We start from the raw sequence: 19273 nt of genomic DNA, 5'->3' as shown, positions 1-19273 counted from the left end.
CGACGGATAACAATTATTTGACAATCTTTCCATATAAATCGAAGTCTTCCGCCCGTTCAATATACACTTGTGCAAAACGGCCTGTGGTAAGATACTTGTCGGAAGCAGGAATTAGCACCTCATTATCTACTTCGGGTGAATCGTATTCTGTACGTCCAATGAAATACGCTCCTTCCATCTTATCTACCAACACCTTGTAGGTGTTTCCTACCCGGGTTTGATTAATATCATACGAAATGTGTTGCTGAATTTCCATCAGCCGCTCCACACGTGAGGCTTTTTCTTCTTCAGGCACATCGTCTACTAAACTATGGGCATGGGTTTTTTCCTCATGGGAATAGGTGAAGCACCCCAACCGGTCAAAGCGTGTATCGGCTACCCATTGTTGTAATTCATCGAAGTCCCGTTCGGTTTCGCCGGGATACCCACAAATTAGCGTGGTCCGTAACGCAATTTCCGGTACCCGCGCGCGGATGGTGTCGACCAAATCCATCGTTTTCTGCTTGTTGATACCGCGACGCATGGATTTGAGCATGTTGTCGCTGATGTGCTGTAAGGGCATATCGAGGTAATTGCAGATATTGCTTCGCTCGTTCATCACATCGAGAATATCCAGCGGGAATCCAGCGGGGTATGCATATTGCAACCGAATCCATTCAATCCCTTCCACGTCCGAAAGCCGACGGAGCAAATCGGATAGGTTGCGCTTACCATATAGGTCGAGCCCATAATATGTAAGGTCTTGTGCAATAAGTATGATTTCTTTGGTGCCGTTTTTGGCCAAATGTTGGGCTTCCTTCACCAAATCTTCCATCGGCTTGGATACATGTTTGCCGCGCATGAGGGGGATGGCGCAGAATGAGCATGGCCGATTGCACCCTTCCGCGATTTTGAAATACGCGAAGTGGGAAGGTGTCGTGAGCATCCGCTCGCCCAGCAATTCATACTTATAGTCGGCACCGATGGTGCTCAATAAATCTTGTAAGTCGTTGGTGCCGAAATAAGCATCCACATTGGGTATTTCGGTTTGTAATTCGGGTTTATAGCGTTCGGAAAGGCAACCGGTCACGATGACTTTGCCCACCTTACCTTCATCTTTGAGTGCACTATATTGCAAGATGGTATCGATGGACTCCTGCTTGGCATTATCGATAAAACCGCAAGTATTGATAACCACGATGTCATCCGCCTGCACATTTTCTGCTTCGTGTACCACCTGCATGCTATTGCCTCGCAGTTGCCCCATTAACACCTCACTATCATGGATGTTTTTCGAGCAACCCAATGTCACTACATTGACTCGCGGACTCCGTTGGATAGGGGTCGGTTTTACTTGCTTCGTTTTCATAACACAATTCCATCACTTAAACAGCGAATCCACAAATTCTCTTTTGTTGAATAGCTGTAGGTCCCCCACTTTTTCGCCCACACCAATATATTTCACGGGGATTTTGAATTGGTCAGAGATGCCAATAACTACACCCCCCTTGGCCGTACCATCGAGTTTGGTCAATGCCAAGGCATTCACATCCGTCGCTTGGGTGAACTGCTTGCACTGCTCAATGGCATTCTGTCCTGTGGAAGCATCGAGCACCAGTAGGATTTCATGTGGTGCATCGGGGACGACTTTTTGCATCACATTCTTGATTTTGCTGAGTTCATTCATCAGGGCGACCTTGTTGTGCAATCTTCCGGCTGTATCGATGATGGCCACATCATCGCCATTGGCCACGGCAGATTTTATGGTATCGAAAGCCACAGATGCTGGATCAGAGCCCATAGCCTGCGCCACTACACGCACGCCCACCCGTTCACCCCAAAGTTTGATTTGATCTACGGCAGCGGCTCTGAATGTATCGGCAGCTCCCAACACCACCTTATTGCCGGCCTCCCTGAGTTGATAAGCCAATTTGCCTATGGTCGTAGTTTTACCCACACCGTTTACACCTACCACCATGATGACGTAAGGCTTGTGGTCGCCATATTCAAAATGCTCAAAATCCGAGCTGTTGTTTTCGGCAAGGAGTGCTTGGATTTCGTCTCTCAGGATCGCATTGAGTTCGGAAGTATTCACGTATTTATCGCGAGATACACGTGCTTCGATCCGCGCTATAATTTTAAGGGTAGTGTTTACACCCACGTCAGATGTAACCAATATTTCCTCCAAATCATCGAGAACCTCATCATCCACACTAGATTTACCTACAACGGCCTTGGTGATTTTGGAGAAAAATCCTTCCTTAGTTTTCTCAAGCCCTTTATCAAGCGCTTGCTGCGCTTCAGGAGTTTCTTGCTTCTTTTTGAAAAGATCAAACAATCCCATAGTTCATGCTGCTAAATTAATCACAACAAAAAAGCCCTTCCGGTTGACCTCCGAAACGGCTTCTAGCAATATCGTAACACACAAAAGCTATTGTGCGGCCGATTCTATAACGGCTTCTTTGGCCACTTCTATAGCGTCTTTGATATGGTCGTTGTGTGCAATCATTGCCTTAAAGGTGTATGCGCCGGTCTTCGGAGACCTTACGGCGGTGATTACCTTCGTGTAATCTTTCCCTTTACCGGTTTTGAGTGATGCTACTGCTTTCTTTGCCATGTCTTTCTAATTAGTTATGCAATTGCCCTTGAAAGCCAATCGCTGGATTTATTTAATTTCTTTGTGAACCGTCACACGCCTCAATACGGGATTGAATTTTTTCAACTCCAATCGTTCGGTGGTGTTTTTCTTGTTTTTGGTCGTGATGTAACGCGACATCCCTGGAAGACCACTCTCTTTGTGCTCAGTACATTCCAAGATAACCTGTACCCTATTTCCTTTTTTAGCCATTGTTGTAGTGTATTGTAATCCGTCGAATCGAACGGGTAAAATTCAAACTAAGTCGCTCAGCGAGCGCGCACTCCTTAAACGTATCCTTTTTTGATAAACTTATCGATGACAGCAGTGATGCCGTTTTTATTGATCGTTTTTATCGCCGAGGTGGATACTTTCAGGGTAATCCAACGGTTTTCTTCAGGTATGAAGAACCGCTTGGTCTGCAAATTGGGATAAAATTTACGTTTGGTTTTCGCATTGGAATTCGAAACGTTGAATCCGTTCATTGCCGTTTTTCCTGTTAAATCACAAACTCTTGACATGATTGTATGCTGTTTTTATCGTGTTAAATGCCTTTTTCGCAAAGAGCTTGCAAATATCAGCATTTGTTTTTTATTATACAATTATTTTTTTCTTTATCTTCGGGTGGTCTACCCATTTGTTTTTTCTATCATGCCCAGCTGCCACCGCTCAACAACTCATGGGTCTGGACTAAGCAACGGTCTCATACTTATTCGTCGGGAAAAATCATTACCTTTGCATTACAAGCAAAGGCTATACCCATCTCCTATACTTTGGTGCAAGACTTTGAAGACGACCTCGATTGTTCATCCAGATTTTGTGCTTTTGGTGATAACCTTGCTTTGAACGCATATTTTCAATTACTAAAGGCAATATCATGAGCAGCAAAGAAAGCAAGAGGCAACAACGATTTGCTGGGGTCATACAGCAGGATTTGGGCGAACTCTTCCAGCGAGAGGGCAACACATGGGCTCCGGGGGCGTTTATAACGGTGACCCGTGTAAGGGTTACCCCTGACCTAGCCATTGCACGTGTATACCTCAGTTTCCTTAACACGAAACAAGCCAAGGACGACATAATCAATATCAAATCGCATGCAGGCGAAATTCGCTATAAACTGGGTGCCCGCATAAAAAACCAAGCCCGGGTTGTACCACAACTGGAATTTTTTCTGGATGACACCAACGAATATGTTGAACATATGGATAAGCTCTTTGATGAAATCAGTAAAGAACCCAGGCAACCGGAATAAACATAGATGATCTTCCAACTGGACGATGACGATATCGGTTTCCCCAATCCGACGTTGGCCGAATCTGATGGACTACTCGCCATTGGGGGTGATTTACGCCCCGATAGACTCATTGCAGCTTACCAAAATGGTATTTTCCCATGGTATAGTGATGAAACTCCTATCCTCTGGTATTCACCGCATGAACGATTTGTCCTTTTTCCTGAAGAACTAAAAATAAGCAAGAGCATGCGGCGGATGAGGCGCTCTGGCGCGTTCGAAGTCACCCTTGACAAGGCTTTTGCCGAAGTCATCACCGCTTGCGCCCTCCAACCCCGCCGTGGACAGGAGGGCACGTGGATTACGGCCGACATGCAAAAAGCCTATACCAGCCTACATGTATTGGAGATAGCCCATTCCGTGGAAGTATGGCAAGAAGGGCAGTTGGTCGGTGGGCTATATGGTATAGCCCTTGGCGATGTGTTTTGTGGCGAGAGTATGTTCAGCCAAACCCCCAACGCATCCAAGGCAGCCTTGATCGGGTTGTGCCAAACCCAGCACTATCGCCTTATCGATTGCCAAGTATATACGGAACATTTGGCATCGATGGGAGCAAGGATGATCCCGCGCGAAGTATATATGGGTTTCTTAGCAGGTTTAGGCAAATGATATCATGCTTGCGTCGATTTCCACAAGGCTACGGCACCCCGCTAAACGCGCCGTGAGTTCAAAATCATTGAGGATATTCAAGATAACATCCTCCACCCCCTGTTGATGGCCTATGGCCAACCCATAGGCATAAGGCCTTCCCAACAATACAGCATCGGCACCTAAAGCCAGAGCCTTGAATAGGTCACTGCCGCTTCGTATCCCACTATCGAGTAATAAAGGGAACGGCTTCGGAACAGCCTTTCTGATTGCTACCAAGGCATCCAATGTAGGTATAGCCCCGTCCACCTGGCGTCCACCATGGTTGGATACCACAACGCCATCGACCCCAGCATCCAGCGCCTTTAGCGCGTCGTCGGCACGCAATATACCCTTAATAAGGATGGGTAGTTTGGTTTGCCGCCTCAGCCAGGTAACCTGCTCCCAACTCAATGCCGGATTGGAGTAAATATTGATGAACAATCGCACTGCCGCCAATGGCTCCTTGCGAAAAAGGTTTTTAAAGAACCCGCCAGGATAATTTGCTTTCAGTTGCAGCAGATTGGCAATGGTTTCAAGTGTCACCTTCGGTTTGGGTGCTCCGGTAATACCTCGTCCTTCTCCATCACCAAGCATCGCCTTGAACACGTTGTCCGATGTATATTGGGCGATTCCCATCCCCTTTAGAAAGGGTAAGTATCCCAAGGCTAAGTCGCGGTTACGCCAGCCCAACAATGTCGTGTCTACGGTGAGCACAATGGCTTTGCACCCACATGCCTCAGCCCGGTGTACGAATGAACGTACTAAATCGTCCGATCTGCTCCAATACAATTGGAACCATCTTGGGGTATCGCCCATATCGTGTGCGCAGATTTCCATGGGTGTGCCTGCCTGATTGGAAAACACAAATGGCACCCCTACATTTTGGCATGCACGGGCAACTACCCGGTCCGCCTGCGGGCAAACCAAATCCAGCACGCCTATTGGCGCCAATAACAAGGGAGCCGGTAAATTCATTCCTAATAAAGACGTGGAGAAATCTGCCGACTCATTGTTGTACATCATCCGTGGAAGTATACGCACATTGGAAAAGGCCGTTGCATTGGATATGATACTTTCCTCATTTCCAGCTCCCCCATCAATGTATGCCCATGCCCTTGTCGATAGGTTTTTCTTGGCAGCCATTCGGAGTTCGGTAGCATGAAAGGGGACGGCGGGCCGCTTTCCCGACATCCCATCCAGAAAAATGTTCTTCTGCCGTTGAAGTGCGTGGATATAGGGCATAAGCTTATCTTTGGTATAACAAAGGTAAAGGTAGGGAAATTTCCATTTGCAGAAAGCCCTGTCGCATTTCTGCAAGGTTACTTTTTTCGCTTCCCTACCCAAAAATTATTGAACCCCAATCCAGTTTGCAATTCCAACAATTGCTGTTGCAACATCTCCAGTATGGCCAGAAAATTATAGACAAACTGCACCTTATTTTCAGAGTTTTTGACAATGGCGCTAAAGTCCAACTTTTGGTTGATGGCCACCAGCGACTCAATCGCCTTTTTCTGTTGCTCGATGGTGTAGGGATATCTTACCACCGTATGCCGCACTTCTTTACTACGATTGGTGTAATTATATAGCTGCTTTTCGTATACCAACATCAGCTTATAGAGGTCGAAGGTGGTCAATTCCTCGCCCATCCCCGCGTGTTCAGCCGCCAAACGCAAATCCACGGTGATATTACCCCGTTTGGCCTGTTTTAACCGCTCTTCTTCAAGGGCCCGAAGTTCCTCGGATACTTCCTTAAATTGTTTATACAGCACCAATTTCTGTATAAGATCCTGTTTGGGGTCTATTTCATTGCCATCTTCATCCAACTCGGGCCTAGGAAGCAGCATTTTGGCCTTGATACGCATCAGCGTAGCAGCCACAAAAATAAATTCACTGGCCAGTTCCATGTTCAATGCCTGCATATGTTGGATGTAATCCAGGAAATCATTGGTAATTTTGGCTATTGGGATATCATGGATATTCAATTCGTCGCGTTCGATGAAAAACAGCAACAAATCAAATGGCCCCTCAAACTGGGCGAGTTTTATTTCATATCCTTCGGGCTGCATTTGGGTCAAACTTAGATAAACTTAGTTTTTCTCACAAGTATTAATTCTTTTGAGTATCCAAACAACCTTCGCCGGGATATGCTGCCCAAAGCGCTAGAAACAATCCCTGCTATTTCTTGTTTTCTCATTAGCACAAACTATTTACTTGTCTTAAACGATACTTAAGGGAAGTTTAAAGTTTAAATGGATGATGGGGTCATTCGCTTCCACAGGATGCTTGACCTATCATTGCCCTGCCGTACTTGGCGGCCGTGAAAATTATAAGCCATGGTATCAATAATTATTAGTTACTTTGTATCGATTTTCCAAACCTGGCAACTATGGAGATTGAAGCCGGAGAACTACTTAAAAAAATAAATGCGCCTGCAGACCTGAAACAGCTTCGCAAAGCTGATCTGGTAAAACTGTGTGGTGAATTGCGCCAATACATTATAGACACCGTCTCGGTCCACGGCGGCCATTTTGCGGCAAGCCTTGGCGTGGTGGAACTTACTGTGGCCTTACATTATGTGCTCAACACACCTTATGACCAATTGGTCTGGGATGTAGGCCATCAGGCCTATGGCCACAAAATCATCACGGGCAGGCGTGAAGTATTCCACACCAATCGTGTATTGGATGGTATCAGCGGATTCCCTAAGCGAAGTGAGAGTGAATACGATACTTTTGGTGTGGGGCATTCCTCAACGTCCATTTCCGCTGCATTAGGCATGGCTGTGGCTTCGCATTACAAGGGTGAAACCGATCGTCAACATATAGCGGTTATCGGGGATGGGGCCATGACCGCCGGAATGGCTTTCGAGGCGCTCAACCATGCCGGCATTGAAAAATCCAACCTATTGGTCATCCTCAATGACAATTGCATGTCTATTGACCCCAATGTGGGGGCATTGAAGGAATACCTCACCAGCATCACCACATCCAAGTCATGGAACCGGTTCAGGGATGATATTGCACATGTACTTGCCAAAATATCGGAAATAGGCCCCGATGCGCTTGGTGTAGCGAAAAAAATTGAAAAAAGCATAAAAGGGACGTTGCTCAAGAACAGCAACCTATTCGAATCGCTTAATTTCCGTTATTTCGGGCCCGTTGACGGGCATGATGTGAAACGGCTTATCCATACATTGGACGATCTGCGTGATATCCCTGGACCTAAGCTTTTACATTGCATCACGGTAAAGGGCAAGGGTTATACATTGGCCGAAAGGGACCAAACCACGTGGCATGCTCCCGGGCTGTTCGATAAGATTACCGGGGAAATCAAAAAATCTAAAAAAGACATTCCAGTTGCCCCGAAATATCAAGATGTTTTTGGGCACACACTTGTGGAATTGGCCGAAAAGAACGATAAAATCATGGGCATCACTCCGGCGATGCCTTCTGGTTCGTCCATGAACATCATGATGAAAGCCATGCCCGATAGGGCTTTTGATGTGGGTATTGCCGAGCAACATGCCGTGACCTTTTCGGCAGGATTAGCTACCCAAGGGATGGTGCCGTTTTGCAACATTTATTCCAGCTTCATGCAACGCGCTTATGATCAGGTGATACACGATGTGGCTATCCAAAAGCTCCATGTGGTTTTCTGCCTTGATCGTGCAGGTATCGCCGGAGCGGATGGCCCCACACACCATGGGGCTTATGACATTGCCTTCATGCGGTGCATTCCCAACCTTACCGTAGCAGCGCCCATGAACGAAGAAGAGCTGCGCAATCTCATGTACACCGCCCAACAGGACGGTATGGGTCCGTTTGTAATCCGGTATCCACGAGGACAGGGTGTGATGCCCGATTGGCGGAGGCCTCTCAAGGCTTTAGAAGTGGGTAAAGGCCATAAAATATGTGATGGTGAAGAGCTGGCTTTCCTCAGCATCGGACATATCGGTAATGAGGCGGTGAAAGCTTGTATTGAGCTTAATCAAGAAGGGATATTCCCTGCACATTATGACCTACGTTTCGCCAAGCCATTGGACGAAACCCTCTTGCATGAGGTTTTCGGCAAATTCAAAAAAATCATCACCATTGAAGACGGTTGCCTACATGGAGGCATGGGAAGTGCCGTGCTGGAATTCATGGCAGACCATAGCTACCAAGCAACGGTGGTGCGCTTAGGCATACCGGATGAAGTGATAGAACATGGTGAGCAGCATGAACTTTGGGCCATGTGTGGATATAATAGTCAATCAATCGCCAACGCGGCCAGAAAAATCGCTGTCGGCCGTAAAACCGATACCTTGGCGGGATAACTTCTGCATTGCTGACCATTCACTCATGAAGCCCATTCTATTAACCATTAAATCAGGCATCCAATATTCCGTTCTTCTTTTATTGTTGGTATTGCCTGCACTGCTTTTTGCCCAATTAGACAGGACCAAGCACGCGCTTTCGATTAAGGCTAATTATGGCTTGGATGTTTCCGCCGAAAGCGCCAACCACTCTAAAAATTATTTATATGGATTGCACATAAGTTATGACAAAAACATTGCGTCAAGCTCCGACGAATGGGTAAGGTTTTTTAACGCTAAAAACCTATCTTTTGGTTTGACATGGAATAACTTGGACCACATGATGGAAATCGTTGATGGAAAAGCATACCCTGCTGGGCAAGCACTTGGTGCGCTAGCCGAAGTCGATTTTCAGCTGTTTAAAATCGGCAACGCCAAGATACTCCTTACCCCCGGCATCGGCCTTTCATACCTCACCCAAAACGTCTTCACCCAACCGGAGACCTCTACCATCGGAAGCCACATCAATTTAACCTTGACAGGCGAATTGAGTGCCGAAATCCCGATTAGCCAAAATACAAGCCTAGTAGCGGGCGCCAATATTCTGCATTATTCCAATGGCGCCGTCGTCGTGCCAAACGGAGGGATTAATGCCATGACTGGCTCAGTCGGGGTGAAAACTGCTTTGAGCAAACCAACAGACCTTACTTCCGCTCCTGAAACCTACCACCATATAGAAGGGAACAACGCCGAAGTATGGATTGGAGCTGGCGTACGAGGCAAATACCGCGACAAGCGGAAGAAATTTTATCGTTCAGGCGTATATGCAGGCTATAACTTTTACATAAACCGGGCCTTATCCTTAAAGTCAGGCACGCACATGGTCTATTATCATAGTGTATTTGATATCGACCGGTTTGATGAAACCTTCCAGTATTATGGGTCTTCTTATGATCATATTCGCTTAGGAATCGCTGCAGGCGCAGATTTTACTATGGGGCGTCTCGTAGTTAATGCCATGTATGGTAAATATTTGCATTACAACAGCTATCATGATATTGGCTGGTATTGGGTCCTTGGTTTGCGTTATTTCTTCACCCCTAATATTGGCGTCCAATCTACCCTTAATCTCCATGGCGTCCAAGCGGATTACGTGAATTGGGGATTAATTTTCAGGATTTAACTTGGCCGCTATCGTTCCATGTCCGCGATGCTTCCTGCAACCGGCTTGTTACATACACGCTTTATAATCCTGCATGGATTTACTAACTTAGCCGACCATATTAACTTAATAAATTGTCTCATTTTCATTCCAATCCTTAATCATATGAAGCTGAAAGCGGTTTTTTTATTATCCCTTGTTACCATCCTCTTTTTTATTCATGTCAGGGGTCAAGAATCCATTCCAAGGCCTAAATTGGTCGTGGGCCTGATGGTCGACCAAATGCGTTGGGACTATCTATACCGCTTTTACGATCGCTACGGGGAAAATGGGTTCAAGCGCTTATTAAGTGAGGGATTTTCCTGCGAAAACACCTATATTGATTATGTACCTACCTACACAGCCATTGGCCACAGTACAGTATATACCGGTAGTGTGCCGGCCATACACGGCATTGCTGGCAATGATTTCATGATCCAAAAGACCGGACAACGAATGTACTGCACACAGGACGATAATGTCAACGGAGTAGGAACCGATGGGAGTGAGGGTAAGCAATCGCCACGGAACCTTCTTTCTTCCACCATTACCGATCAACTCAAACTGGCTACCAATTTCCGGTCTAAGGTGATTGGCATTGCGATCAAAGACCGCGGGGGCATTTTGCCCGCTGGGCATTTCGCCGATGCGGCCTATTGGTTTGAAGGGAAGTCTGGCAACTGGATTTCAAGCACGTTCTATATGCAGGAGTTACCCGATTGGGTGCAGGCATTCAATGCGCAAAAGCTTGCTGAAAAATACCTCCAACAGGATTGGAATACATTATATCCCATAGAAACCTATACGCAGAGTATCGAGGATGACAACCACTATGAAGGAAAATTCAGGGGGGAAGATCGCCCTGTACTGCCTAAAAAACTTTCCGAATTGGTAAAAAATGAAGGGCTAGGTTTAATCCGTACCACCCCATTTGGCAACTCGCTTACCCTTGATTTGGCCAAGGCGGCCATTTCAAATGAGCAGCTAGGGCACAATCCCAGCGGGTTTACTGATTTTCTGTGCGTAAGCCTCTCCTCCGCAGATTACGTAGGCCACCAATTCTCCGTGGATGGTGTTGAAACAGAAGACATGTATTTACGATTAGATGCTGAATTGGAAGCGTTTTTCAATTATTTGGATGAAACCGTGGGAAAAGGGGAATACACCTTGTTTCTTACAGCCGATCATGGTGCCGCCCACAATCCGCTTTTCTTTATGGACAAAAAGGGTAATGCAGGGTACTTTGATGAACGAAATACGCTTTCGGATCTCAATACATTATTGGCTGAAAAATTCGGACAGGAAAAAATTGTGCGTAGCCTGATGAACTATCAGGTACATTTGAACTATGACCTTATCCAGACCAATGACTTGGATGAAGATGACATTAAGAAGGAAGCCATTAGATACCTTCGCCAGGTGGAGGGTGTTGCATTTGTGACCGACATGTTTGAAGCGGGGCAGGCCAGCATCCCATCAAGGATCCGCGAGCGCATCGTCAATGGGTTTAACTCAAAACGTAGTGGTGCCATCCAAATCATATTGGATCCGCAATGGTACAGTGGCTCGCCGCGTTCCATTGGCACCACACACGGCACTTGGGCTTCGTACGACGCCCATATTCCCATGATATGGATGGGCTGGGGAATCAAACAAGGAAAGACCCATCGTGAATTGCATATGACAGATATCGCCTCCACCATTGCTGCCCTACTCCATATTGAGGAACCAAATGGTAATATTGGTAGCCCCATTGTGGAGGTGTTGGGCCAGTAGTCCTTTGAGAACCCATTGGGTCTAAAATGCAAAGAAATATCCGTATTTTTGCCCTCCGCTCCGCAGGATGTCGAAACATAGGGCTGTGGATCGCTTATCCATATGAATGAAGTAACAACACCCAATCCAAAGACTCATATCATCATCAAGGGCGCACGTGTGCACAACCTGAAAAATGTGGATGTGGCCATACCCAAAAACAAACTCGTAGTCATCACAGGCATGTCGGGTTCTGGCAAATCCTCACTCGCCTTTGACACACTCTATGCCGAGGGGCAGCGCCGCTACGTGGAAAGCCTCTCGTCCTATGCCCGGCAGTTTATGGGGCGGATGAGCAAACCCGAGGTGGATTACATCAAGGGTATCGCTCCTGCCATAGCCATCGAGCAACGGGTCATCACCAGCAACCCACGCTCTACGGTAGGCACTTCCACCGAAATCTACGATTACCTCAAGCTGCTTTATGCGCGTATTGGCAAAACATATTCGCCTGTTTCCGGAGAGGAGGTGAAGAAAGATACCGTGAGCACCGTGACCCGCTTCATTACCGGGTTGCCCCAAGGTACCGTGGCCACCATTAGCGCCCCCCTGCATCCCAGCAACAATAGGAAACTGAAGGAAGAACTAGCTATCTTGCTGCAAAAGGGATTTGTGCGTGTGATCTACGAGGAAACCATATGGAAAATCGAATCCATTTTGGAAGACAACACCGTTGAAAATCGTACTGCCAAAGCCGGTAGCCTATATATTGTCGTAGACCGCATTGCTGTAGACGGGGAGGAAGATACTGAAGCCCGTATAGCTGATTCCATCCAAACGGCCTTTTTTGAGGGCAAAGGCGACTGCTATATTGGGGTAAATGAGCAGATGCATGCATTTTCAGACCGCTTCGAGCTCGATGGCATCACCTTTGAAGAGCCAAGCCCCAATTTCTTCAGTTTCAACAATCCTTACGGGGCCTGCAAACGCTGCGAGGGGTATGGCCGCATCATTGGTATAGACCCAGATCTAGTCATCCCTGACAAAAGCCGCTCGGTATACGACGGAGCCATTGCCCCTTGGCGGGGCGAAAAAATGGGCGATTGGCTGCAACAATTAGTGCGTAATTCCATTAAATTTGATTTCCCTATCCACCGCTCCTATGCCGACCTGACCACGGCGCAGCAAGAATTACTCTGGACAGGCAATCAATATTTTAATGGGCTAAATAAATTTTTTGAGGAACTCGAAGAACAGACTTACAAAATCCAATACCGGGTGATGCTCTCGCGTTACCGAGGCAAAACGGATTGTCCCGAATGCAAAGGTACACGTCTCCGCAAGGATGCCTCCTATGTGAAGGTAAATGACAAGGCCATCGCTGACGTGGTATTGATGCCATTGGACACTGCTTTGGCGTTTTTTCAAAGTCTCCAATTATCGGAGAATGATGCAAAAATTGCCAAACGTCTCCTTACCGAAATCTGCAACCGCCTACAATTCCTCACCGATGTGGGTTTGGGTTACCTCACACTGAACCGCCTCTCCAACACATTATCTGGTGGGGAATCCCAACGTATCAATTTGGCCACTTCCCTTGGCAGCTCGCTGGTTGGCTCCATCTATGTCCTTGATGAACCGAGTATCGGCTTGCATCCTCGCGATACCCAACGCCTTATTGGTGTGTTGAAAGCCCTACGCAACGTGGGCAATACCGTGCTGGTGGTGGAGCATGAACAGGAAATGATGCAAGCAGCCGACTACTTGATAGACATTGGACCCGAGGCGGGAATAAATGGCGGTCAGTTGGTATTTGATGGTACTTATGATGAAATCTTGCGTGATACCAATAGCCTTACCGGCAAATACCTAAGTGGCAAAGACCGTATCCATGTGCCAACAAGCCGTCGTAAATGGCACGATACAATAATCATCAAGGGAGCCCGTGAAAACAACTTGAAAGGCATTGATGTACATTTTCCCCTGAACGTATTCACCGTCATAACTGGCGTTTCTGGTTCCGGTAAAACATCGTTGGTGAAACGCATCTTATACCCAGCCTTACAGAAAGCCATCGGCAACTATTCCGGTGAGCAAACCGGTCTCTATGATGGTATCGATGGCGATATCCAACGTGTGGAGCAGATCGAGCTGGTGGACCAGAACCCCATTGGCCGCTCATCGCGCTCCAACCCTGTAACTTATGTGAAAGCCTGGGATGAAATCAGGGCATTGTACAGTGCTCAATCCGCTGCCAAAGCTGCCGGGTTGAAACCCGCAGCCTTTTCCTTCAACGTGGAAGGTGGCCGCTGTGATGTATGCCAAGGTGAAGGAGAGGTGAAAATCGAGATGCAATTCATGGCTGACATCATACTTCCTTGTGAAGCATGTGGAGGCAAGCGCTTCAAGCAGCATGTGCTTGACATCACTTGGGGCGAAAAAAATGTCGCGGATATCTTGGCGCTAAGCGTGGATGAAGCGTTAGGCTTTTTTGCCAGCCAACCTAAAATCATGGCTAAGCTGCAACCACTGGCCGATGTTGGCCTCGGATATGTGAAGTTGGGTCAATCATCGAGCACCTTATCTGGTGGAGAAGCCCAGCGCATCAAACTTGCTTCTTTCCTTATAAAAGGGAACAACAGCAAAAACACCCTGTTTATCTTTGACGAGCCAACCACCGGATTACATTTTCACGACATCAAGAAATTACTTAAATCATTTGACGCCCTCATTGCACAAGGCAACAGTATCATCGTTATCGAGCATAACATGGACATGATTAAGAGTGCTGATTGGGTCATCGACATTGGCCCTGAAGGTGGCGAAAAGGGCGGTAATTTAGTCTTTGCCGGAACCCCTGAGGAAATGATAAAAAAATCAGATATGCATACCGCCAAATTTTTAAAAGGATACCTGTCGTCGTAGGAACTATTTATGGAGATCGAAGCTTGAAAGTGGGGTGAAGCCTAAGTACCTACTTAGCCTAAACATTAACTAACAATTTACAAACGCAGCGCGTTGATTTTCACAGATAAACTTTACCTTTATCCATAAGGACTGTTTTCACAACATGCCCCTCTTTCTTTTGCCAACTATCCATTAGTATAACTATCCATTGAAAAAATGAAACGTTATTTGATTCCATCTGTATTGTGCTTGGTATTAAGCATGCATACTATTGCTCAACCCACCCAAAAACCACCCCTCCATGGCAAGCATTGGATGGCTATCACAGGCAAGCCCTTGGCAGCAACTGCCGGAGCCTTGGTGTTTGAGCGGGGAGGCAATGCTGTGGATGCCGCCTGCGCCATGTTGGCCGCCACCTGTACCATGTGGGATGTGCTGAGTTGGGGTGGCGAAACCCAAGCACTCATTTACAACCCCAATACTGGAAAGGTCATCGCTATCAATGCATTGGGTGTGGCCCCCACGGGAGCCACACCTTCGTTTTTTAAGGAAAAAGGTTTTGCATTTCCTCCAGAATATGGCCCACTGGCCGCTGTAACACCCGGCACTCCCGGCGGGATCTGCTACATGTTGGCTGAATACGGCAAACTGAGCCTCAAAGAAGTCCTTAGTCCTGCTATGGAGCTGGCTGCTGGATACCCCATCGATGCACAAACGGCCAATAGCATGGAACGCGGCAAAGATCGCATCAAACAGTGGCCCTATAGTAAGGCGGTGTTCCTCCCCCATGAAGGTGAAGAGCGGGAGGCTCCGGTGCCGGGCGAAATCTTCGTACAAAAAGACCTGCTGGCCACGCTTGAAAAAATGGTGGCAGCCGAACAACATGCCCTTAAACAAGGCAAAACCCGCAAGGAAGCCATTATGGCCGCCTATGACCGATTCTATAAAGGAGACATTGCCGAAGAAATTGTAAGGAGCAGTAGCGAACAAGGAGGGCTATTCACGATGGAGGATCTGGCCAATTGGAAGCCCATCGAAGAAGAACCACTGATGACCAACTATAAAGGGATAGACGTATACAAATTACAGGAGTGGACACAGGGGCCAGCAATGTTACAGGCGCTTAACCTCCTTGAGGATTTCGACCTGAAAGCCATGGGTTATAATTCTGCCGAATATATCCATACGGTATACCAAAGCATGAACTTGGCTTTTGCTGACCGCGACTTTTACTATGGCGACCCTTATTTTTCACCCCGGCCACCCATAAAGGGATTGCTGAGCAAGGGATATGCCAAGGAACGGGCCAAACTGATTGACCCCAACCGTAACGACCCCAATCCGCAACCCGGTGACCCGTATCCCTATGAAGGTAAAACTAACCCGTTCAAAGCCCTGTTGACTCAACGCCAGAAACTGTTGGCCGATACCTCCGGCCTGGAAGAACTGGAAAATTTTGTGCCCAAGCACGATGCTGCCGGAGCGCTGAGTGGCGAGCTCGAATTTGACTATGCATCATCTGTCAATGCAGATAGTCTATATAACGACCGACTATTACGCGGTACGACCAGCGTGGAAGCGGCGGATGCCGAAGGATGGGTGGTATCCATTACGCCGAGTGGCGGGTGGCTCCCCGCCTGTATTGCCGGTCGCACGGGCATTGGTTTAAGCCAACGTATGCAAAGTTTTGTGCTCGACTCCATCATCGATCCATTCAATGTGGTGGCTCCGGGTAAGCGGCCTCGGGTGACCTTGACGCCGTCCATGGCCCTCAAGGAAGGCAAACCATATTTGTCCTTTGCCGTTCAAGGAGGCGATACACAAGATCAAAACCTCCTGCAATTCTTCCTCAATATGGTGGAGTTTGATATGACCGTACAACAGGCCACGGAGGCGGCCAACATCAACAGCAACCAATTATGGTTGTCTCTTGGTGGCACACAATTCAAGGATAGAATGCCGCGACCCGGAAGCATCTTAGTAGGCAGAGACACTCCGCAGGAAATAGTAGATAAACTGAAAACTATGGGCTATCAGGTAAGGCTCGGCAATCGCACAAGCGGACCAATCAATGCGATTTTCATTGATCATAAACATGGCTCACTGTGGGGCGGAAGCAGCAATAATGGAGAGGATTATGGGATTGGATGGTAACCGAAAGCGATTCATCCAAGCATACGATAACATTAAATTTTATGTAGCTTTGTAATAGGGTTATATTATCCTTTAGTGGCATTTAAAGCGCTCAAAAAAAGATATTTTTTTAATTTAGCGTTATCATAAGATTGGAGAAGAAATCGATTCGATGGACAAACGAATAAATAGACGGACAGCACTTCGCAACTTACTCATCATTGCTGGTGGTGCCATGGTGTTGCCGGCTTGCTATCGGCAGTCGGGTAGCGCCACAGTTGCCCTGAATAACTTGGATATCAGTGAGGCCGATGAAAATTTGTTGGCCGAATTAGTGGAAGCGCTCATTCCGGCGACGGACACACCTGGGGGCAAAGAACTGCTCCTTCACCTGTTTGTGCTGAAGATGGTAGACGATTGCCATAGTCCGGAAGACCAGCAAGCATTTTCCGCTGGGCTCAATGCGTTTGCCAAGTGGGCGCCGAATGAGCTAGGCAGCTCCTTTGCTGATGCCGACCCTGCCAAAAAGGAAGCTCTATTGCAATCCGTACAGGATGGCAACGCTCCAGATGAATCCATCGGTAAATTTTATGGTATAACGAAAAGAAGAGCCATCCAAGGGTATATGAACTCTGAGTATGTGATGACCAATCTGGTGAAGTACGAGCTGGTGCCGGGGCGGTATGATGGATATGCTAAGGCATGATTGAACTCATAAAAAAACAACAATGTCAAACATAACGATAGACAGCATTAAAGAACGCACCTTTGATGCCATCGTAATCGGATCGGGAATCAGCGGAGGCTGGGCGGCCAAGGAACTGACGGAAAAAGGACTCAAAACACTGGTACTGGAGCGAGGTAGGGACGTGAAACACGTAAAAGACTATCCCACTACCAATATGTATCCCTATGAGTTCGAACACCGCAACGAAATACCACTTGAAGATCGGAAGAAGAACCCTGTCATCAACCGCTGTTATGCCTACCATGAAGATTCCCAACATTTTTTTGTGAAGGATGTAGATCATCCGTATGTGCAACAGAAACCGTTTGACTGGATACGTGGGTATCAAGTGGGGGGCAAGTCGCTCACTTGGGCCCGTCAAACACAACGTTGGAGCGACTTCGATTTCGAGGGCCCTGCCCGTGATGGCTTTGCGGTCGACTGGCCCATCCGTTACCGGGACATTGCACCTTGGTATAGCCATGTGGAGCGATTTGCCGGTATCTCTGGTAATAAGGACGGTGTGGCGGCACTGCCCGATGGGGAATTTCTACCCGGATATCAACTCAACGCTGTAGAAGATCACTTTAAACAGGTATTGGGAAAGCAATACCCCGATAGGCACCTTATCAGTGCACGTTGCGCGCACCTCTCCAGCCCCCAGCCTATCCATATCGAGCAGGGCCGGGTAAAATGCCAACACCGGACGCTATGCCAGCGTGGGTGCCCATTCGGTGGTTATTTCAGCAGCAATGCTTCCACTTTACCTTGGGCCGAAAAAACAGGGAACCTTACATTGCGGCCTTTTTCGGTGGTACACTCCATTATTTATGATGAGGGAAAAGGGAAAGCCACAGGGGTAAAAGTAATCGACGCCAATACCAAGGAAGAAATCGATTTTTTCGCTCCGGTGATCTTTGTCAATGCCTCGGCGCTCAATACCAACCTGATCCTGCTCAATTCCAAATCCAACCGCTTTCCGGAGGGGTTGGGCAATGACTACGGACTGATGGGCAAGTATGTGGCTTTCCACAACTATAGCGCGGTCATCAGTGCGGATTATGAAGGCTTACTGGAATACAAAACCGACGGGCGGAATCCGGCAGGAGGGGGATACATTCCCCGTTTCCGAAATCTCCATAAACAAGAAACCGATTTTTTGCGCGGCTGGGCCGCGGCTTTCGGTGCCCGCAGGGGAGAAGTGCGCGATACCGGAAAGGTTGGCGGGACGTTAAAGGATCAATTGATCAAGCCTCAGCTTGGCAACTGGCAGGTTCATTCGCACATGATGGGCGAGACTGTGCCACGGGAAAGCAACTATGTGCGCCTCGACCCTGACAAAAAAGATACGTGGGAAATACCGCAGCTTAGCATATCGGTAGATTATCAGGAAGACGACCGGAAAATGCGGCAGGATTACTTTGACCGGATGAGCGAAATGTTTGACGCAGCAGGATTCAAAAACATTAGCCCACGCAATGATGACCGTATACCAGGGCTAGACATCCACGAAATGGGTGGAGTACGTATGGGTCATGATCCGAAGACTTCGCTCCTGAACAAGTGGAATCAATTGCATGCCTGTAAAAACGTATTTGTGACTGATGGAGCCTGCATGACCTCTACAGCCACACAAAATCCTTCACTAACTTACATGGCGTTAGCGGCAAGGGCAGTGGATTACGCTACTGGGGAATTAAGGAAAGGCAACTTATAGGCGA

Annotated in this window: 16 protein-coding genes; 9 read left to right on the top strand and 7 right to left on the bottom strand. The window is 47.5% G+C overall.

Annotated features, from left to right (window positions below; translation table 11 throughout):
* Positions 1–13: 13 nt before the first annotated feature.
* The 5 genes from rimO to rpmB all read right to left on the bottom strand — a co-directional run bounded on the left by rimO (position 14) and on the right by rpmB (position 3135).
* Positions 14–1348 carry a 30S ribosomal protein S12 methylthiotransferase RimO gene (rimO, locus tag NF543_RS07195; protein WP_257667434.1) on the bottom strand — a complete coding sequence of 445 codons (1335 nt, stop codon included), beginning with the start codon at positions 1346–1348 and terminating at the stop codon, positions 14–16.
* A gap of 12 nt (positions 1349–1360) precedes the next feature.
* Complete coding sequence (gene ftsY, locus NF543_RS07190; protein WP_257667433.1) at positions 1361–2323, bottom strand: signal recognition particle-docking protein FtsY; 963 nt, start codon at positions 2321–2323, stop codon at positions 1361–1363.
* 87 nt (positions 2324–2410) lie between these two features.
* Positions 2411–2596: a DUF4295 domain-containing protein gene (locus NF543_RS07185; RefSeq protein WP_257667432.1), complete on the bottom strand. Its 186-nt coding sequence runs from the start codon at positions 2594–2596 to the stop codon at positions 2411–2413.
* Positions 2597–2644: 48 nt separating this feature from the next.
* On the bottom strand, positions 2645–2827 hold the full coding sequence (rpmG, locus tag NF543_RS07180; protein WP_079718388.1) for a 50S ribosomal protein L33: 183 nt from the start codon (positions 2825–2827) through the stop codon (positions 2645–2647).
* Between the two features lie 74 nt (positions 2828–2901).
* Positions 2902–3135 (bottom strand): 50S ribosomal protein L28, encoded by a 234-nt coding sequence (gene rpmB, locus NF543_RS07175; RefSeq protein WP_257667431.1) that lies wholly within the window; start codon positions 3133–3135, stop codon positions 2902–2904.
* 356 nt (positions 3136–3491) lie between these two features.
* Between rpmB and rbfA the strand changes: the two genes are divergently transcribed.
* Both rbfA and aat read left to right on the top strand, forming a co-directional pair.
* Complete coding sequence (gene rbfA, locus NF543_RS07170) at positions 3492–3866, top strand: 30S ribosome-binding factor RbfA (RefSeq protein WP_257667430.1); 375 nt, start codon at positions 3492–3494, stop codon at positions 3864–3866.
* A gap of 6 nt (positions 3867–3872) precedes the next feature.
* Positions 3873–4514, top strand: coding sequence for a leucyl/phenylalanyl-tRNA--protein transferase (gene aat, locus NF543_RS07165; protein ID WP_257667429.1), 642 nt, complete (start codon positions 3873–3875; stop codon positions 4512–4514).
* Here aat and NF543_RS07160 read toward each other — a convergent pair.
* Positions 4503–5777: an alpha-hydroxy-acid oxidizing protein gene (locus tag NF543_RS07160; protein ID WP_257667428.1), complete on the bottom strand. Its 1275-nt coding sequence runs from the start codon at positions 5775–5777 to the stop codon at positions 4503–4505. The two genes, aat and NF543_RS07160, sit on opposite strands and share 12 nt — an antisense overlap.
* Positions 5778–5854: 77 nt before the next feature.
* Positions 5855–6601 (bottom strand): segregation and condensation protein A, encoded by a 747-nt coding sequence (locus NF543_RS07155; protein ID WP_257667427.1) that lies wholly within the window; start codon positions 6599–6601, stop codon positions 5855–5857.
* 320 nt (positions 6602–6921) lie between these two features.
* Here NF543_RS07155 and dxs point away from each other — a divergent pair, with 320 nt between their 5' ends.
* The 7 genes from dxs to NF543_RS07120 all read left to right on the top strand — a co-directional run bounded on the left by dxs (position 6922) and on the right by NF543_RS07120 (position 19269).
* A complete protein-coding gene (gene dxs, locus NF543_RS07150) occupies positions 6922–8850 on the top strand; it encodes a 1-deoxy-D-xylulose-5-phosphate synthase (protein WP_257667426.1) in 1929 nt (642 codons plus the stop codon).
* Between the two features lie 25 nt (positions 8851–8875).
* Entirely contained in the window at positions 8876–10012 is a 1137-nt protein-coding gene (locus NF543_RS07145; RefSeq protein WP_257667425.1) for an acyloxyacyl hydrolase, read from the top strand.
* Between the two features lie 144 nt (positions 10013–10156).
* Positions 10157–11806 (top strand): alkaline phosphatase PafA, encoded by a 1650-nt coding sequence (pafA, locus tag NF543_RS07140; protein WP_257667424.1) that lies wholly within the window; start codon positions 10157–10159, stop codon positions 11804–11806.
* A gap of 102 nt (positions 11807–11908) precedes the next feature.
* Positions 11909–14710, top strand: coding sequence for an excinuclease ABC subunit UvrA (gene uvrA / locus NF543_RS07135; RefSeq protein WP_257667423.1), 2802 nt, complete (start codon positions 11909–11911; stop codon positions 14708–14710).
* A gap of 198 nt (positions 14711–14908) precedes the next feature.
* Entirely contained in the window at positions 14909–16846 is a 1938-nt protein-coding gene (locus tag NF543_RS07130) for a gamma-glutamyltransferase family protein (RefSeq protein ID WP_257667422.1), read from the top strand.
* Between the two features lie 151 nt (positions 16847–16997).
* Positions 16998–17531: a gluconate 2-dehydrogenase subunit 3 family protein gene (locus tag NF543_RS07125; protein ID WP_257667421.1), complete on the top strand. Its 534-nt coding sequence runs from the start codon at positions 16998–17000 to the stop codon at positions 17529–17531.
* Positions 17532–17553: 22 nt separating this feature from the next.
* Positions 17554–19269: a GMC oxidoreductase gene (locus tag NF543_RS07120; protein WP_257667420.1), complete on the top strand. Its 1716-nt coding sequence runs from the start codon at positions 17554–17556 to the stop codon at positions 19267–19269.
* Positions 19270–19273 lie beyond the last annotated feature (4 nt).

The sequence above is a fragment of the Parapedobacter tibetensis genome (assembly GCF_024704835.1).
GTDB classification, from domain to species: Bacteria; Bacteroidota; Bacteroidia; order Sphingobacteriales; family Sphingobacteriaceae; genus Parapedobacter; species Parapedobacter tibetensis.
The sequence above is the reverse complement of the archived record's forward strand: the minus strand, read 5'-3'. Positions and strand labels throughout refer to the sequence as shown.

Bases quoted from the DNA above. Each gene is read 5' to 3' on its own strand.
- rimO (WP_257667434.1), bottom strand. From the start codon at position 1,348: ATGAAAACGAAGCAAGTAAAACCGACCCCTATCCAACGGAGTCCGCGA.
- ftsY (WP_257667433.1), bottom strand. From the start codon at position 2,323: ATGGGATTGTTTGATCTTTTCAAAAAGAAGCAAGAAACTCCTGAAGCG.
- NF543_RS07185 (WP_257667432.1), bottom strand. From the start codon at position 2,596: ATGGCAAAGAAAGCAGTAGCATCACTCAAAACCGGTAAAGGGAAAGAT.
- rpmG (WP_079718388.1), bottom strand. From the start codon at position 2,827: ATGGCTAAAAAAGGAAATAGGGTACAGGTTATCTTGGAATGTACTGAG.
- rpmB (WP_257667431.1), bottom strand. From the start codon at position 3,135: ATGTCAAGAGTTTGTGATTTAACAGGAAAAACGGCAATGAACGGATTC.
- rbfA (WP_257667430.1), top strand. From the start codon at position 3,492: ATGAGCAGCAAAGAAAGCAAGAGGCAACAACGATTTGCTGGGGTCATA.
- aat (WP_257667429.1), top strand. From the start codon at position 3,873: ATGATCTTCCAACTGGACGATGACGATATCGGTTTCCCCAATCCGACG.
- NF543_RS07160 (WP_257667428.1), bottom strand. From the start codon at position 5,777: ATGCCCTATATCCACGCACTTCAACGGCAGAAGAACATTTTTCTGGAT.
- NF543_RS07155 (WP_257667427.1), bottom strand. From the start codon at position 6,601: ATGCAGCCCGAAGGATATGAAATAAAACTCGCCCAGTTTGAGGGGCCA.
- dxs (WP_257667426.1), top strand. From the start codon at position 6,922: ATGGAGATTGAAGCCGGAGAACTACTTAAAAAAATAAATGCGCCTGCA.
- NF543_RS07145 (WP_257667425.1), top strand. From the start codon at position 8,876: ATGAAGCCCATTCTATTAACCATTAAATCAGGCATCCAATATTCCGTT.
- pafA (WP_257667424.1), top strand. From the start codon at position 10,157: ATGAAGCTGAAAGCGGTTTTTTTATTATCCCTTGTTACCATCCTCTTT.
- uvrA (WP_257667423.1), top strand. From the start codon at position 11,909: ATGAATGAAGTAACAACACCCAATCCAAAGACTCATATCATCATCAAG.
- NF543_RS07130 (WP_257667422.1), top strand. From the start codon at position 14,909: ATGAAACGTTATTTGATTCCATCTGTATTGTGCTTGGTATTAAGCATG.
- NF543_RS07125 (WP_257667421.1), top strand. From the start codon at position 16,998: ATGGACAAACGAATAAATAGACGGACAGCACTTCGCAACTTACTCATC.
- NF543_RS07120 (WP_257667420.1), top strand. From the start codon at position 17,554: ATGTCAAACATAACGATAGACAGCATTAAAGAACGCACCTTTGATGCC.